Origin of the sequence: Streptococcus sp. HMSC034B05 (genome assembly GCF_001809055.1) — a bacterium.
Taxonomy (GTDB): domain Bacteria; phylum Bacillota; class Bacilli; order Lactobacillales; family Streptococcaceae; genus Streptococcus; species Streptococcus constellatus.
The window spans coordinates 17,135-32,416 of record NZ_KV795612.1 but is presented as its reverse complement, the minus strand read 5'-3'; the positions used below and the strand labels follow the sequence as shown (position 1 = coordinate 32,416).

The following is a 15,282-nucleotide window of genomic DNA, read 5'->3' as shown; positions in this document are numbered from 1 at the left end:
ACCTAGTCCTCAAGTGGCATGAAGTGACCAACAATTTTCCCGACGACTCGTGGGTTCTCATCAAATGGAGCAAACTTATCAGGGTAATCCTTATTGATTGATACTAAGCGGAGCCCTTCTTCCTCACGATAGACTTTCTTGATGTAGGTCTGTGAATCCCAAACGACTGCATAAACAGCACCATCATAATCGAAGCCTGTTTCTCTGATGAGAGCTACTTCTCCATTTTGATAGGTCGGTTCCATCGAGTTTCCATCAACCCAAGAAGCAAAATCATGCGGTAATTCTTCACTGTAGTAAACCACGTCATAGTCCAGGTCGCCATAAACAGAAGCACCAATACCCGCTGAAAGTTTCTCATAAACATGGTACTCTGAACGCATTTCAGCAATACTGATAACCTTTTGTGACGATACCAGGTCACGAACATAGGTAATGGCTTTCTCCTGATTCGGCTCTGTCAGTTGCTTATAGAGAGATGAGATTTCGTCTTCACTCAAATAACCTTCTGAAACTTTCAAGACTTTTTCCAATTTGATAATATTGGCTTTAGTTGGTTTTGACAATCCTTTTTCCCACTTAAAGTAAGCCTGCTTTGAAACTCCGATGAGCTCAGCTAATTCTTGTTGCTCTAAGCCTAGTTCTTCTCGTTTTTGTTTTAATTTATCAGGTTGATACATAACTACCTCTTTTCTAATAAGAGTATTGTTTTGGCTCTTGATTTCGCTTGCTTTGCGGTCAACTTATCCGTACACCAGGCGTAGCCTACTGACTGCCCAAAGTCATACTCTAACCAAGTATCAATATTGTCTTCTTGTTCCAACTCCTTGCGAAAGCTATTTTCTAGCAACTCAGGAAACTCTGTACTTGCCACAAAATAACACTCTCTCAGGCGATTTAGAACTCTAGTAAGAACATCCTCTTCCACTGCTCGGTACTCGTCTTCAATCTCAGTATGGACTTTCTCAAAAAGACTGAGGACAGGCTTACTTTTACCTGATTGATATTGATAGATAGCTGAGCTAATCTCTCGATTTTCTCGTTTCAAACGATAGCGGAACAAATCTTGTAATCGAAATTTCAAGGCATCCGCTGATACGGATAGTTCTGTCATTACTTGCTTGAAACTATCCAAGCGATAATAAATTTTTGACAGTAGGACAATATCGGGCATGAGAATATAAGCAGAGAAAAGATTGGCTTGGCTTTCTTCAACTGTATCTTTTTTACTACTTAATTGTGTAAACTGCTTACCTGAATGTCCCAAGATATAGCGACCTAGTTCATGACACTTGGTGAAGTTCTGCTTTACTTGCGGGTTCTGACTTTCATATGAGATTGAAATACCATCCTCATCAATCATAGTAAGTCCTTCAATCTTCCGATTGGTAAAGTGATGCTCCATTACCTTTATACCGAATTTCTGGATGCAATCATCAAAATAGTAATGAAAGTGATAATTCAGGGGTGACACCTGATTATCCTTCATAAATTGATATAATTGTTCTCTTGCAATTTGGGTTACTCTTGTATAAACGTCTCTCATAGTACACCTCCTCACAAATTTATCAGTCAACTATTTGGTTGACTAAAATTATATAAAAAAAATGGATGAATGTCCACTGAAAATTAGTTTAACTACTAACGCATCTGTCTCGCAATTAAATTGAAACCCTATCATTAACACGTTTGTAACACGATTCCTGTAAAATAAATTCCAACTAGGAGGAAACATTTATGAAAAAATTACTTAGCCTTATTGCTCTTGCACTTACCACTCTCTTTCTCGTCGCTTGTTCAAGCAAACCTATCATGGACGGGGAATACTATGAAATCGGGGACTACGGGACCGACCTGGTCATCACCATTAAGGGTGACAAGGGAACTGTCGATGCCGAAGGTTCAACTAGTAGCATGACGATTGATACTGATACACAAACCTTTGAGATTTCAGGATTCGTCAATCCAACGGTAAAATATGAATACAAGGATGATGTTATCACTGCTAATATTACAGGCTCAGAACGTCAATATTTCAAAAAAGGTAGTAAAGCATATAAGGATGAGCTTAAGAAGTTTAATATGACAAAATAGGAATAGAGTTAGATATAATACTAAAGGGCAAGCATTATAGATTTTTTAGAGTAAAATCAATAATGCTTGCCCTTTAAACTTTATATCTGACTATTAGCTCGTTATTAAGTATATTTTGTAAAATCCTTTGATATGTCGCTAAGTTTATCTAATAATGGCTTAAAATTTGAAAAATCAATAATTTCAGAGTCGTAGTTAGTTAATATTGTGTTTGCAAAAATTTCTTTCCCTATGGATTTATCATCGTCGTGCTCCTTTTTGATATCAAATTTCTTCCCATCGTGAAGAGGTTCAATTAGCTCAGTATTTATTTTTTCCAAATCAAATAAATTTTCAATTTCTACTTCACATTTAGGACTTAAATTATCTACTGGTAATGTCATTAAAAAGGCATTTAAATCTACGTGATACAAGTAATCGGTATGTATTTTTTGAATGATATCTTTATTATTTAAATTTTGAGCACTGCACAATACTTTGATTATATTATGTAGAGGCTTTTTGGTTTCCCACTCATTATCTAATAAAAATACCGTAGGTTTTTGAGGCAAAGGTACGTCCTCAGAGATTTCTTTAAAGTATTTGATGTAATTACGACTTATATGGTTATCCCGATTAATAAAGTAATTAAAAAGTTGGATTTGGTCAGATCCACCACCTGACAAAAAACCGAAGAAATACCTCATCCTCTTAGTTCGAGGTAAAAAATTTATTTTATACTTGAACCCATCTTTTTCCTTAGTAACTAATTCTGGGTATTCTGCATAGTATTTTCGAAGAGCTGCTTTGATATACTTACTGTCAGTCTTGCCCTCAGTTACTACAGTAATATTTGTATTAGCTATAAAATATTTATAAAAAAGAAATTTTTGATAGTCTTTTTCTCTAATTGATAAAGTACTTAAATTCTTTTTCCAATCGAGTATCTGTTTCTGCTCATTTTTCTTAACTTCGAATTCCTTTCCATCGGTAAATTGTAAATTCTTTTTGTATTCTATTGAATTTAATTTTAGAGATGGTAATTCTTCTAATCTGTTGTTGTACTTCACCAAGTCATTAATAAAAGAAAACCGCCCTTCTAATTGATTCAGAGTGCCTTCTTTACCGTTTATCATAAATTTTCCAGTTTTATATAAACTATGTGCCATACTTCTAGTATGTTTATAAAAACCTTTTTTTACATTTAGTTTCTTATTTACCGAGAGACCTGTTACTGTTTGCCTTCCATTATATTCTTGAAAGTGAGTTTTTTCCGCATTAATTTTAAAGCCAGAACGAGTAACTAATTTATCTAGTTTGTCTAGAAAATCTTGATAATTATTGTCAAAATTTTTTTCGTTTGTCGAAAAAGTTAAATCATCAGCGTATCTTGTATATGTTAAGTGATATTCTTGACACAGTTCAATTATTTTATAGTCAAGGATTTGACATATTAAATTTGAAATTATTGGAGACGTTGGAGCTCCTTGTGGTAGTACTCCCTCGTAACAAGTTAATTGAGCAATGACTGTCGCTACATCAGGTAATTTAAAAAAATCATTATTCTTAAAAAAACCATGTACCCTACCGAAGTGAATCGAATCAAAAAAATCTTGCAAATCTACATTAAGTACGTACCTTTTGTTTCTATGAGGTAATGCATTAGTTTTTATACTTTTTCCTTTAAAAAAGGCATGTGATATCCTATTATTAGTATTTTTTTCTGTTAAAAATTCTTCGTACCGTTCTAAAAGCAATCGAGCTAGCTTACGTTGCACATATTTCAAGCTCTTATTTGGAGCACTGATGGTACGTTCACTTCCATTTTTCTTACTAATTGTAAATGTAGTGTAACAATTTTCAATTTTCACTCCATATAACAACCCTGTCAATTGTTTTATTGGAATCCCAAGGGCAAAAGCTAACATGTCCCTGGAGTGTATATCCTCATAATTCATTGTTTTCTCCTAAGAATAATAAAAAAAGCGTATGAAAACTCATTACGCAAAAGGCAACAGACAAGTCAACTAGGCAGCTAAAGTAACTTGCTATAGCTCCCTGCTAGAGGGAGAAAGGCTTACGAAACGCTAAGCCATAGAATCTGTTCATACGCATCTAAATTATAAAATTATTCGAGAATTCTGTCAAGAACATTTTATTCTACAAACTCATCCAAACTTACTTCAAAAAACTTAGCCAACTGAATAGCTGTTCCCAAAAGCATATCAGTCTCACAATTTTCCCAACGGCTGATACTGCGTACAGTCGTTCCGATTTCTTTTGCCAGTTCCGCACGAACCATTCCACGCTGTTGTCTAAGTTCTTTAAGTCTCATTTTTTATCCTCATCAAAAAGTTTTTTACGCTCTTTCATGAATTCAATCAACTCATCACGAAAGATTACCTTTTCTTCCTCTGTCAATCCATCGGAAGTCATACGGAACAATACTTCGACATTTGATAAATCAATGTCGTCATTTTGTCCCTCTAATAGATAATCCGTAGTTACTCCGTAAAATTTAGAAATTTTTGATAATTTTTCTGGTGTTGGGGTAACTTTTCCATTTTCCCAGCGTGCATAACTCTGTTGAGTAATCCCTAAAGAGTCTGCCACTTTGGCTTGAGTTAAATTCTTTTGTTGACGTAATTCTTTTAAGCGATATGGTAATGTCATTTTCTGTTCCTCAAAAATATTTAAGTTTTTTTACAAAAAACTCTTGACATTACATCACACATGATGTAAACTATAGGTACACCAAGGTTGATGTATCTGATTCCAAAAAATTTTAGTTCTTCTTTTGGAATCACTAATGTTCATTGCAAATTAAATAAAAAGTGCGTCTGACAACCAGAGGACTGACCATCAAACTACACTAAACTTCGTACCTTTATTGTATCTTGTTTGAAAAAGAAAGTCAAGTCCGTTTTCGGTTGAAGTTGAGATAGTAAAACAATTCTAAAGAATTGTGGGCTCACACGCATTTCGGACTTTAGCACTTTTCCGAATAGTAAAGTGAACTGGCTTCGCCAAAGGGGCGTAAGAGAATCGTGACAGGCATGATAATGACTACCTGGATGATTGGCTGGGAAAGCGATGGTAATTGACGCAAAGCACCTTGCTAAACGTTGCCACCGTGAAAGGTTTGTCTAGTTCCTAGATAGGTCTTTTAACCAAATAACTCTTTTTCAAACGGACTACTTTTCTTTATTTCACGGGAGTAGTCTATGCTCAAGCTACTGGATGTTTCTAGTAGCTTTTGTTTTTACAATAAAGAAAGGAGGCATTTATGACCTCATATTTTGAACAATGCTTAGAGCGTCACTATCAAAATTATCTCTTTACTCATAAGATGTACGCTCACAGCTTAGACTTGCAAGCAAGCCTCTTTAGCGCTGCCAAAGAAGAAATTGATACACTCGTCAAGAAATTCAAGGCAACGGGCTATCCCCTTGCTGAACTGACTTACTATAGTCAAATCTACAAAAACAAAATCAATCGCTTTTACTTTGCTCAAGTCAGCCCTGTTATGTGCTGATTTTTTATTACTCAAATATAGAAACGGAGAACACTTATGATTCCTGAAACACTCGCTATGAAACCAGAATTTATTGGAACTGCTTATTATGAAAAACTTGGTCATGCCCCACGTACCGTCTTTGGTAAAGAAGGCAAATACCAACGTCACGTCCTAAACAATCAAGAACATGGTTCCTTCCATGTCATCACTCCTGCAACCAACACCGTCTTTGATGAAGATACTCTTGTCAAAGTCGTCAACCCTATCTTCTTCCCAGACCGTGCGGTCAATGGCTCAAACGTTGCCCCAGCACTTAATGTCTTTGCGGAAAAACTCGAAATCGTCAAATAAGAAAGGAACTAAACAACTATGGCTAAAACTGGATTGAACTTTGGTGAAAAACTCCAAATCGTTGATAAAAGCTACCGTGTTATCACTGATGCTCTCAAACTCGATGAAGTCTTTGGTAAACTGACCTTCCGCTCTATTGAAGGGGCTGAACTCATCTATGAAGCAGACCGTAACCAGCGTAATGAAGACGGCTCCTACGTCCAAGTTCCAACTGGTGAAATCCGTGGTATCACCGTTGGAATTCACTCAGCTAACCAACACGAAACACTCTTCTTCACTATCGTAGATATGTCTGAACAACAGCTCAATGACCTTGGGCTCAATTACCGTGAGGAAGTGGAACTCACTGATATTGTAGTGACCTACTCTGCTATCGGTCGAAATGACAACTACCGCCTCTACGCTTCTGCCATCAAGAAAAAAGGGACTCAAGCTGCTCCAAAATCTGAACCCAAAGCAGAAGATAAAAAATGATGCTAGGAGGTAATCATGCACCTCTTTACTTATCGGGGACTTCGTGTCCATAAATTATACCGTCATATCAGGGTGATAACAAGTATTCTCATGTTATCGCCCTTTTTGATTGGTAACGCCTTTTACTACTATCCCATCTATGACCTGATTATCGCTGACCCTTTGTTTTACCTGCCTAAAATCCTATTGACTACTCTGCCACCTATCGTGATAATACCGATTGTCAATCTCATTCTCTACCAGAAAGTCCTCTTCTTTCAGCGCCTTAACTCGCTGAGGATTATGACTAACTTTCTCCTTGAAAATCGGTACTATCTTTCAAAGACAGTCAAACGTGATGGCAAAACGCTTGAGAAGATTGCTCTTCCCAAAGTTTACGTCAAACGTGGTAAATATCAGCTACTTGCTTCCTTTATCCTGGAAGGAAATAAATTCCAAGACCGATTTATCAATCTTGGGGCTACCCTTGAAGTCATGTATAATGGCGACTTTAGAAACAAAACTTTTGATGAGCGCTTTGTCCAGTATGAAATTGCCATCAATCGTATTGCTTCCCGTATTAACGTTTCAGAAGTTACTATGACTGACCAGGGCATTCGCCTCATGAAAGACGTCTTTTGGGATTATGTTGCTGAGCCACACTTGCTGATTGGTGGGGGAACTGGTGGCGGTAAAACGGTAATTCTCATGACTATTGTCTTAGCTTTGGCAAAGATTGGTTTTATAGACCTGTGCGATCCGAAGAACGCAGACTTATCAGGTCTTAAAAACGTTCCTGTCTTCAAGGGTCGTGTCTTCATTTCCAAAGAAGATATTATCACTTGCCTCAAGGATAACGTCACCGAAATGGAAAATCGCTACGAGACCATGCAAAATCACCCTGATTACAAGATAGGGAAAAACTTTGCCCAGTATGGACTAAAACCCAAATTCATCGTTATTGACGAGTGGGCAGCTTTCATTGCCAAAATTGAAAATGACTATCGCCTACAAGCAGAAGCTACGGAGTATCTAACCCAGATAATCCTAGAAGGACGCCAAGCTGGACTATTCGTTATCCAAGCCATGCAACGCCCTGATGGCGAGTATATCAAGACCGCTCTTCGGGACAACTTCATGAAACGGCTCTCTGTCGGACACTTGGAAGACACGGGCTACAACATGATGTTTGGCAATGCTAACCGCAATAAAGAGTTCAAAAAGCTGGATAAAATCAACGGTAAAAAGGTTCACGGACGTGGCTATATTGCCAATAACGGTGAGCTGGCTGGTGAGTTCTTCTCCCCTTACGTTCCGTTTAACAAAGGCTTTTCTTTTGAGGAAGAATTTATGAAATTACCCGTCCTGGAAGACGAGCAGCTTGTCACACACAAAGACAGCTTGGAAGATTTGGAACCTATTGAAGAAGACTATGAACCAATGGATGATGAGGTCATGGAGGTCTTGGAAGAAAAACGCTTGCTGACAGAATTTGCCAAGGAAAATGACCTAACAGTCAAGACACTCCGAAAAATCATCTACCTCATGGATGAGCGAGGCATTCCTTTTGACAAAGAGGATAACTCGCTTGTGGTGACACCTTTTCAAGAACAGCTACTTCTGGAAATCTTGTCACTCTTTGAGGAGGAAGGACGGAAGTCTTATCCAAAGGCGGTTGAAAGCTGTCTCGCAAATCATGGGCTAGGACAAGAGCAAGGGCAAGCCTGACAGCGTCAGGCGCAGACCGTAGCTCGCAGTTCCTACCGCCCATGATTGTGATTCAACCCCCGATTTCTAAAATAGGGGGGTAACATTTGTCAAAATGACAACGTCCGCCCCCCAACACACCAATAGTACCAAGGTTTTCAAAGATTTACTTAGTGTGTTACTTTTGCTAAAAAACTGTGTCACTCACTAGAAAGGAGTCTTACTCTATGAATGGATAAACTAAGCCCACTCAATCTCAAGAAGTTCCGAAAACAAACAGGCATGACGCAGAAACAATTTGCGGAGTCTGTTGGAATTTCAACTCGTACTTACCGAAGCTATGAAGATGGCTCACGAGGTTTGAGCCTAGAAAAATTCGGTCAGTTCAAAGCAGAGCTTGGCTATCATCAAGAGAATAACGATGACCTGATTGATGTTCATATCGACTACCTCCGCATGACCTTCATGTCTATCCGTGACCTATCTCACTTCTGTCAGACCTATCTTCACTGTTCCTTCACTGAGTTCAAAGAATTTGAAACCAGACTTCTGAATTACACAAGGCTTTGGAAGCGTGGCAACATTTGGTTATTTGATTTTTTTGACAAAATCGAAACAGGAAATTACCAAGTGACCTTGCAACTCTCTGGTCAAGGTTGCCGTGAAATGGAACTGATTCTGGAAAGTATTGACCTAAGCTGGCAAGAATTTCTCCAAGCTCTGCTCTTTAACCTGACGGATAGTTGGGTAACACGGCTAGACATTGCCATGGATGAACGCTATCTCGGTCTCGATAGAGAAGATGAACAATTTCTTCTCTCAGATATGATTGCCAAAGTCTATAAAGATGAGGTTAGCTTTAAGAACATCCGAACGTGGAGTCACATTGGCGGTGGTAACCTCAGAAACATGGATGAGGTAGAAGGCAGCCAAGGTATCTCCCTTTATTTTGGAAGTCGCCAAAGTAACCTCTACTTCAACTTCTATGAAAAGCGGTATGAGCTCGCCAAAAGTGAACAAATCTCCGTGGAAGAATCCCTGGAGATTTTTGGTATCTGGAACCGTTACGAATTGCGCTTCGCTCAAGAAAAAGCCCAGCTTGCCATTGAAGAATACATCAGCGGTGTTGACCTAGCAGAAATCGCCCGTGGCGTCATCAATCATGAAATGCAAGTTTACGATGGTACCAATAAATTTGGCGCCTTTGTTCCTGACCAGAAATGGCAACGCATGTTTGGTGGTACAGAACCTTTGAAACTCAGGATGAAACCTGAACCCTATTCTATCGATAGGACGATAAAATGGCTCATGTACCAAGTCGCCAATTCGCTCAAACTGGTGGAAGAAGCTGACAAAATCATGGAGACTGACTTTATCAAAATGATTCAGGAAAATGGTGAAATCACCGATAGAGCTGAAAGCATTCTTCAAGATTTGCAAGCATCTTATAACTTAAAGAAAAAGGAAGGTGAGACAATCAATTGACAAAAACAAAAGAAAGGTATACACTCAGTGTATATCAAACACATAGGAGAAAAAACATGACAGTAGTTAAAACACGACAAATCGGTAATTCTCTAAGTATCACTATTCCAAAAGAATTTGAAATTCCACAAGGTCAGGAATACAATGTTTATAAGGGCAGCGATGGGACACTCATCTTTAGCCCAAGCAAAGAAAATCTCTTGGAAGAAGCTACTGACGAGCTTATCCGTGAAAAAATGATTGATGAACTTGGTGCTATCATTGATAGAAACATGGCAGAAATCGAAGCGGGTAACTACGTCACCATTGAAGAAATGGAGGCAGAGCTACTTGGATAGATACACTGTCAATACACCTCAAACGATTTTTGACCAAATCAAAAGCATCAAAAACTACATTCAAGATGTTTTGTTGAGTCCTGATGCTGCTTTGAAAACTAGCCAGCTTCTCCTCGAAGGCATTAAAAGCCTTCAAACATTTCCTGAACGTGGCTTTGATGCGGATGAAAAGGTTGGAAGACAAATTTCTAAACAATACAAAACATTTGGCATCGTAATTGCTAACCGCAAATACCTGCTTTTCTATAACATCAATACGGAAGATAAAATTGTGAACGTCACTCACCTTCTTCCTGTGAAAAGTGATTACGCTAAATTGTTTTTGTGAAGCACTCCAAGGTAACTGAATTCAGTTGCCTTTTTTTGATACCTAAACTTAAAGGAGGTCATTATGGAATACAAAGTTGAACTATCTAGCATCGACAATTTCAAAGCTTGGTCAGGTGCTAGAGAAACCCTAGACACCGTCCGTGAACGTGGCGGAATTGACCAACTCACTAGCCTCTGTGAAGATGTCTTCTCAGGAAGCACACCAACAGAAGGACAAATCAATGACTGGCTCTGGTTTGATGATGACTACATTTATCAAGCTCTCGGCTATCATGACTTAATCGAAGAATGATAAGGAGGTATCTCTGAGTCATGCTTGTCAAAAAAATCTACGAAGGCATCACTTGCTTTCTTGATACCAATGAGTTCTGGAATCTCTACATCGTACTCATGAAGGAAAAAGACTTCTTCTTTGATGCCTTTGCTCGTGAGACCGTTGACCTCGACTCTCCTGCTAAATACCAACACGCTTACTTTACCACTGATGGTCAAGTCCTAGACTTTAACCGAAACATGGACACCAAACTGGTCACTCTCTTTCGACAAGTCATCTTAGACCAGCAAGAACAATTCATGGAGGAAATTATCATGGCAAAACAATCACTCATTGAAAAGAAAATCAAAGCTGCTTCCCTTGAACTAGGCGAGCTCATGAAAGCGAACAAAGAAAAGGAAGCCTGGACAAAAGCTGGTGAACTCAATCACCTGCTCAAAAATGAAGAAGCCGAAAAACTCCCTGCTGACCTTATCGAAAAAATCTGCCTGGAACTTCGTGGCTACTACTACGTCAACGGAGAAATCAATAGACTCCACAAACAGCTCTACGCCAAAGGCAATAAGCTGATTGAACTGGCTAGTGCCTGATAAGGAGGGATTATGAACAAACTGAAAACACTCATCCAACAAGTCACCCATTACTTGTCTCGTTTCAAAAAACAAGATAAGAAGCGTGGCTCACCAAAACTCATCAAGACAACACGGAAAAACGTGAATATCCTAGTCCTTACTGGATTAGGATTTTTAGTTTTCATCGGAGCTACTGGTTCCCTGCGTGCCATCACACTTTCAAGCAAGGTCACCTCACTTGAAAAGGAGGTCAAAAAAGCTCAATCCTCTCAAGTGGTGACTACGACAACCGACACCGACTACCGCTTAACCTATTACCTCAACGACTTTGTCGCAGCCTACTTCTCTTTCTCTGATAAGGCTGAGGAACAAGAAGCCCAAATCGAAAAGCTCAATAGCTTCTATGACATTGAACCTGAGATTAAGTCACAAGGTCAGAAGCGAACACCGATGTCTCTGGTCTCAGCTAGGTTATTGTTGCTGACGGAGAACACGGCGACTTATCAAGTGACCTACAAGCAAAAAGTCGGTGATAGGGAGGAAGAAATTACCACAGGGTTTAATATCCCTTTCGCTTCTAAAAATGGCTCCTACTACGTTTCTGGACTTCCCTGGTATTCTAGCCTAAGCGACAACCAAGCTAAAGGCTTTGACAAAGAATCCACCCTCAGACTAACCGCTTCTGACAATCTCCCAGAAAAGACACACAAGAAATTCAAGAAGTTCCTCAACGTCTTCTTTACCAACTACACCACAGACCAAGACAATCTGGACTTGGTCGGTAAAGATTTAGTTGTGCTTGAAAACACGACTTTCAAGTCACTAGACTATGTCTATCTGACAGAAGACGGTGATGCCATTACCGCCTATGTTCAAGTCACCTTTGAAGTTGCTGCTAACACTCGCTCAGAGAATCTCACTCTGACCCTTACGCCTAAAGGGAATTCCTACTACGTCACAAAAGTGGCTCATACCATTCCAAAAGATTATGCAAAACATGAAGGAGAATAACATCTATGAACACAAGCTCACTACAACAATTCCTCCAAGGGGATGGCGCTTGGATTATCACTGCTGTGGCAATCCTTCTTGCCATCAAGGCTTGGAAAAATAGCTCCTGGCTCCAACTCTTTTCCATCATCGGATTTTGGGGAATCATCATGTCTATGACCAAAGGGCAACAGATTCTCTCTGTCATTGGCTGGTTCCTACGCCTCTTTGGTATTGAAACGGGGATCTGATATGAACAACGAGAAAGAACCACTCTATGACTACGCTAGGGGGCTAAACGCTCCCTACTGGATTCAGGAAATCAAGACACAAAAAGGGGCACGTATCTGGTACTTCGCAACACCGATGCAGCTGTCCTTTTTTGTTGTTTTTATTCTCGTCTTTGTCGTCATGCTCCTGGGACTTTCTTTCATCCTTGTCCCACTAGCTAAAATCACTCACTCCATCTCCATGTTGCTCTATGCTTACGTTCCTTACAAACTCGCTAAATTCTACACAGAGTATGAACCGCACGGAAAGAAAATGCACATCTTTCTGGCTGACTACTTACGTTACCTCTATGAATTCCGCTGGAACAAGAAAGCCATCTACCACGATGAGCGAGTGGAATCTTATGACGATGAAGACATTGTCTTTGAACAAACACACCTTTAGAAAGGAGGCTCTATGGCACTAAAACTACAATACCCCATTAAAGCCACACATGAAAACTTAGCTTTTCGTAAAGACAAACAAGTCATGGCTTACTACCGTATTCCTAATACACCCATCACCATTACTGATGATGAAAAAAAGGAAAGCACAAAATCACAGTCAGTCAGATGCTTAAAAAACTGGCTAAAAACCAGCACTTTGACATCTCACTCATTCCCAAGGATTACTTCCTGGAAGAAAAGATGCGTGACTTTATGGATGCCCTCTCGCCAAACAATCAAACACTTGGTGAGGATTTGCTGCTCTATACCGTAGATAAGCTAACGGATGAAATGGAAATTCCTTATCAGTTTGACTGGTTGGTGGGTGTTCGTCTTAGAAAACATGACAAGGGAGCTAGTCTTGCTTACCTCGCCTATGAACGACTCTCTGAGATTTCAGAGACCCTAGCAAATGGGCTAGGCTTTGAATTGGAAGAAGAAAAGCCCTGGTTTGAAGATTATCTCGCTGACGAACAAGTCATCTACCAAGTGCTTTCAACGCTTCGTTGTCGTCGTCTGACAGATGATGAACTCTTCTACTACCAGCGGATGCAATACCTCCGCTACATTCCCCACCTCAAGAAAGAAGTCATTGCTAACCGTTCCCTTTTCAATGTCACAGACACCTTGATTAAAAGCATGAACGGAGGCTTTCTCAAACTCGAAAGTCCCTACGGCAACTCTTTTGTAACCATTCTTCCCGTTGGGAAATTCAACACCATCTTCAACGGCTTCCATCTAGGAGAATTTGTTCAACGCCTCAACTTCCCCGTGGAACTGCGCTTCAAGGCTGAATTCATTGACCGCAATAAAATTAAAGGGAAAATGGGACGCTCCAACACTCGCTACAAGAACATCATGGAGGAAGCTGAGAATACCGATACCGTCCAACAAGACGAGATTATCATGGGCTCATTCTCGCTGAAAGACCTGATGAAGAAAGTCGGAAACAAAGAAGAAATCATTGAATACGGTGCTTATCTTATTGTCTCTGGTTCTTCTCTTAGTCAGCTGAGAAGTCGCCGTCAAGTCGTCCTCAACTACTTTGATGACATGGGCGTTGAAATTAGCGAGGCAAGCCATGACACTCCTTATCTCTTCCAAGCCCTGCTCTACGGTCAAGACTTGCAGAAGAAAACACGAACCTGGACACACATGGTCACCAGTCGTGGATTTGCGGAGCTCATGCCCTTCACCAACACATCCGCTGGTAACCGTATTGGCTGGTATATCGGACGAGTCGATAACTGGACAGGCCGCTGGGATAACATCGAAAAAGCCATCAACGCTTCTAAAAACATTGTCCTCTTTAATGCGACTGTCGGTAATAAAGAAGACATTGCAGGCAAGATTACCAAGAACCCGCACATCATCATCACAGGTGCTACAGGTCAAGGGAAATCCTTCCTCGCTCAGATTATCTTCCTGTCAGTCGCCCTTCAAAACGTGAAGACGCTCTACATTGACCCCAAACGGGAACTCCGCCATCACTACCAAAAAGTCATCAATAGTCCTGAGTTTGCCCGTCTCTATCCTGAACGTAAAAAACAAATTGAAGCCTTCAACTTTGTCACACTCGATAGCTCACTCACCTCTAACCACGGAGTGCTTGACCCGATTGTCGTCCTGGATAAAGAACAAGCCGTTGAGGTCGCTAAGAATATGCTGGAATTCTTGCTCCAAGCGGTTGACAACGTCACCATCGATCAGAAGACAGCCATTACCGAAACCATCAACGACATTGTCGATAAGAGGCAAGCAGGTCAAACCGTTGGCTTTAAGCACGTTCTGGAAGCGCTCAAAGACAGTGACAATGACCAAATCGCATCAGTCGGGCGCTACCTTACTTCTATTGTGACCAACTCCATCCTAGAACTCGCCTTCTCTGATGGAACAACTCAAGGGCTCAATTATGAGTCACAAGTCACCGTTCTTGAAGTTGCGAACCTGAAATTGCCAAAAACAGATGCAACGAAGATTTCAGACCATGAACGAAACTCTATCGCTCTTATGTTTGCCCTCGGTGCTTTCTGTACCCACTTTGGAGAACGTGATGAAAGTGAAGATACCATTGAGTTCTTTGACGAAGCCTGGATTCTTATGAAGTCTGCCGAAGGTCAAGCCGTTATCAAGAACATGCGCCGTATCGGTCGCTCGAAAAATAACACCTTGGCACTCATCACGCAATCTGTCCATGATGCTGAAAACGATGATGACACCACTGGCTTTGGAACCATCTTTGCCTTCTACGAAAAATCAGAACGAGAAGATATTCTCAAACACGTCAATCTGGAACCAACCGAAAGCAACCTGGAATGGATTGACAACATGATTTCAGGGCAATGCCTCTACTATGATGTCTATGGCAATCTGAACATGATTTCCATTCACAATATCTTTGAAGACATCGACATGCTTCTGAAACCAATGAAAGCAACGGTATCATCTAGCCTTGAAAATAAATATGCTAGTTAGG

At 40.1% G+C, this 15,282-nt stretch carries 19 protein-coding genes; 14 read left to right on the top strand and 5 right to left on the bottom strand.

What is annotated here, in order from left to right:
* Positions 1-2: 2 nt before the first annotated feature.
* Positions 3-680: a helix-turn-helix domain-containing protein gene (locus HMPREF2542_RS05480; RefSeq protein WP_058669692.1), complete on the bottom strand. Its 678-nt coding sequence runs from the start codon at positions 678-680 to the stop codon at positions 3-5.
* Between the two features lie 2 nt (positions 681-682).
* Positions 683-1,546: an ImmA/IrrE family metallo-endopeptidase gene (locus HMPREF2542_RS05475; RefSeq protein WP_070484483.1), complete on the bottom strand. Its 864-nt coding sequence runs from the start codon at positions 1,544-1,546 to the stop codon at positions 683-685.
* Positions 1,547-1,737: 191 nt separating this feature from the next.
* Here HMPREF2542_RS05475 and HMPREF2542_RS05470 point away from each other — a divergent pair, with 191 nt between their 5' ends.
* Positions 1,738-2,094, top strand: coding sequence for a hypothetical protein (locus HMPREF2542_RS05470; protein ID WP_058669694.1), 357 nt, complete (start codon positions 1,738-1,740; stop codon positions 2,092-2,094).
* Between the two features lie 104 nt (positions 2,095-2,198).
* Here HMPREF2542_RS05470 and HMPREF2542_RS05465 read toward each other — a convergent pair whose 3' ends face one another.
* The 3 genes from HMPREF2542_RS05465 to HMPREF2542_RS05455 form a co-directional block, all read right to left on the bottom strand.
* Positions 2,199-4,031, bottom strand: coding sequence for a retron Ec67 family RNA-directed DNA polymerase/endonuclease (locus HMPREF2542_RS05465; protein WP_058669695.1), 1,833 nt, complete (start codon positions 4,029-4,031; stop codon positions 2,199-2,201).
* A 197-nt stretch (positions 4,032-4,228) separates the two neighbouring features.
* Complete coding sequence (locus HMPREF2542_RS05460; protein ID WP_058669696.1) at positions 4,229-4,408, bottom strand: helix-turn-helix transcriptional regulator; 180 nt, start codon at positions 4,406-4,408, stop codon at positions 4,229-4,231.
* Positions 4,405-4,746: a helix-turn-helix domain-containing protein gene (locus HMPREF2542_RS05455; RefSeq protein WP_058669697.1), complete on the bottom strand. Its 342-nt coding sequence runs from the start codon at positions 4,744-4,746 to the stop codon at positions 4,405-4,407. Before HMPREF2542_RS05455 ends, HMPREF2542_RS05460 begins: the two co-directional genes overlap by 4 nt.
* A gap of 613 nt (positions 4,747-5,359) precedes the next feature.
* On the opposite strand from HMPREF2542_RS05455, the gene HMPREF2542_RS05450 reads away from it, so the two are divergent.
* The 13 genes from HMPREF2542_RS05450 to HMPREF2542_RS05390 all read left to right on the top strand — a co-directional run bounded on the left by HMPREF2542_RS05450 (position 5,360) and on the right by HMPREF2542_RS05390 (position 15,281).
* The gene (locus HMPREF2542_RS05450) at positions 5,360-5,608 is read left to right on the top strand and encodes a hypothetical protein (protein ID WP_058669698.1); all 249 of its coding nucleotides are present in this window, start codon (positions 5,360-5,362) and stop codon (positions 5,606-5,608) included.
* Positions 5,609-5,644: 36 nt separating this feature from the next.
* On the top strand, positions 5,645-5,941 hold the full coding sequence (locus tag HMPREF2542_RS05445) for a hypothetical protein (protein ID WP_058669699.1): 297 nt from the start codon (positions 5,645-5,647) through the stop codon (positions 5,939-5,941).
* Between the two features lie 18 nt (positions 5,942-5,959).
* Positions 5,960-6,415, top strand: coding sequence for a hypothetical protein (locus HMPREF2542_RS05440; protein WP_058669700.1), 456 nt, complete (start codon positions 5,960-5,962; stop codon positions 6,413-6,415).
* A 15-nt stretch (positions 6,416-6,430) separates the two neighbouring features.
* The gene (locus HMPREF2542_RS05435) at positions 6,431-8,122 is read left to right on the top strand and encodes an FtsK/SpoIIIE domain-containing protein (protein WP_058669701.1); all 1,692 of its coding nucleotides are present in this window, start codon (positions 6,431-6,433) and stop codon (positions 8,120-8,122) included.
* A 210-nt stretch (positions 8,123-8,332) separates the two neighbouring features.
* On the top strand, positions 8,333-9,586 hold the full coding sequence (locus HMPREF2542_RS05430) for a replication initiation factor domain-containing protein (RefSeq protein WP_058669702.1): 1,254 nt from the start codon (positions 8,333-8,335) through the stop codon (positions 9,584-9,586).
* Between the two features lie 56 nt (positions 9,587-9,642).
* Positions 9,643-9,924 carry a type II toxin-antitoxin system PemI/MazE family antitoxin gene (gene mazE / locus HMPREF2542_RS05425; protein WP_017649870.1) on the top strand — a complete coding sequence of 94 codons (282 nt, stop codon included), beginning with the start codon at positions 9,643-9,645 and terminating at the stop codon, positions 9,922-9,924.
* Positions 9,917-10,252: a type II toxin-antitoxin system RelE/ParE family toxin gene (locus HMPREF2542_RS05420; protein ID WP_070484480.1), complete on the top strand. Its 336-nt coding sequence runs from the start codon at positions 9,917-9,919 to the stop codon at positions 10,250-10,252. Before mazE ends, HMPREF2542_RS05420 begins: the two co-directional genes overlap by 8 nt.
* 63 nt (positions 10,253-10,315) lie before the next feature.
* On the top strand, positions 10,316-10,546 hold the full coding sequence (locus HMPREF2542_RS05415) for a hypothetical protein (RefSeq protein WP_017649868.1): 231 nt from the start codon (positions 10,316-10,318) through the stop codon (positions 10,544-10,546).
* Between the two features lie 20 nt (positions 10,547-10,566).
* On the top strand, positions 10,567-11,118 hold the full coding sequence (locus tag HMPREF2542_RS05410) for a hypothetical protein (RefSeq protein ID WP_058669703.1): 552 nt from the start codon (positions 10,567-10,569) through the stop codon (positions 11,116-11,118).
* A 12-nt stretch (positions 11,119-11,130) separates the two neighbouring features.
* Positions 11,131-12,111, top strand: a complete 981-nt coding sequence (locus HMPREF2542_RS05405; RefSeq protein WP_058669704.1) for a conjugal transfer protein — start codon at positions 11,131-11,133, stop codon at positions 12,109-12,111.
* 5 nt (positions 12,112-12,116) lie between these two features.
* Entirely contained in the window at positions 12,117-12,341 is a 225-nt protein-coding gene (locus tag HMPREF2542_RS05400; RefSeq protein WP_058669705.1) for a hypothetical protein, read from the top strand.
* Position 12,342: 1 nt separating this feature from the next.
* Positions 12,343-12,765: a conjugal transfer protein gene (locus tag HMPREF2542_RS05395; protein ID WP_058669706.1), complete on the top strand. Its 423-nt coding sequence runs from the start codon at positions 12,343-12,345 to the stop codon at positions 12,763-12,765.
* Positions 12,766-12,932: 167 nt separating this feature from the next.
* Entirely contained in the window at positions 12,933-15,281 is a 2,349-nt protein-coding gene (locus HMPREF2542_RS05390; RefSeq protein ID WP_398578085.1) for an ATP-binding protein, read from the top strand.
* Position 15,282 lies beyond the last annotated feature (1 nt).

Bases quoted from the DNA above. Each gene is read 5' to 3' on its own strand.
- HMPREF2542_RS05480 (WP_058669692.1), bottom strand. From the start codon at position 680: ATGTATCAACCTGATAAATTAAAACAAAAACGAGAAGAACTAGGCTTA.
- HMPREF2542_RS05475 (WP_070484483.1), bottom strand. From the start codon at position 1,546: ATGAGAGACGTTTATACAAGAGTAACCCAAATTGCAAGAGAACAATTA.
- HMPREF2542_RS05470 (WP_058669694.1), top strand. From the start codon at position 1,738: ATGAAAAAATTACTTAGCCTTATTGCTCTTGCACTTACCACTCTCTTT.
- HMPREF2542_RS05465 (WP_058669695.1), bottom strand. From the start codon at position 4,031: ATGAATTATGAGGATATACACTCCAGGGACATGTTAGCTTTTGCCCTT.
- HMPREF2542_RS05460 (WP_058669696.1), bottom strand. From the start codon at position 4,408: ATGAGACTTAAAGAACTTAGACAACAGCGTGGAATGGTTCGTGCGGAA.
- HMPREF2542_RS05455 (WP_058669697.1), bottom strand. From the start codon at position 4,746: ATGACATTACCATATCGCTTAAAAGAATTACGTCAACAAAAGAATTTA.
- HMPREF2542_RS05450 (WP_058669698.1), top strand. From the start codon at position 5,360: ATGACCTCATATTTTGAACAATGCTTAGAGCGTCACTATCAAAATTAT.
- HMPREF2542_RS05445 (WP_058669699.1), top strand. From the start codon at position 5,645: ATGATTCCTGAAACACTCGCTATGAAACCAGAATTTATTGGAACTGCT.
- HMPREF2542_RS05440 (WP_058669700.1), top strand. From the start codon at position 5,960: ATGGCTAAAACTGGATTGAACTTTGGTGAAAAACTCCAAATCGTTGAT.
- HMPREF2542_RS05435 (WP_058669701.1), top strand. From the start codon at position 6,431: ATGCACCTCTTTACTTATCGGGGACTTCGTGTCCATAAATTATACCGT.
- HMPREF2542_RS05430 (WP_058669702.1), top strand. From the start codon at position 8,333: ATGGATAAACTAAGCCCACTCAATCTCAAGAAGTTCCGAAAACAAACA.
- mazE (WP_017649870.1), top strand. From the start codon at position 9,643: ATGACAGTAGTTAAAACACGACAAATCGGTAATTCTCTAAGTATCACT.
- HMPREF2542_RS05415 (WP_017649868.1), top strand. From the start codon at position 10,316: ATGGAATACAAAGTTGAACTATCTAGCATCGACAATTTCAAAGCTTGG.
- HMPREF2542_RS05410 (WP_058669703.1), top strand. From the start codon at position 10,567: ATGCTTGTCAAAAAAATCTACGAAGGCATCACTTGCTTTCTTGATACC.
- HMPREF2542_RS05405 (WP_058669704.1), top strand. From the start codon at position 11,131: ATGAACAAACTGAAAACACTCATCCAACAAGTCACCCATTACTTGTCT.
- HMPREF2542_RS05400 (WP_058669705.1), top strand. From the start codon at position 12,117: ATGAACACAAGCTCACTACAACAATTCCTCCAAGGGGATGGCGCTTGG.
- HMPREF2542_RS05395 (WP_058669706.1), top strand. From the start codon at position 12,343: ATGAACAACGAGAAAGAACCACTCTATGACTACGCTAGGGGGCTAAAC.
- HMPREF2542_RS05390 (WP_398578085.1), top strand. From the start codon at position 12,933: ATGCTTAAAAAACTGGCTAAAAACCAGCACTTTGACATCTCACTCATT.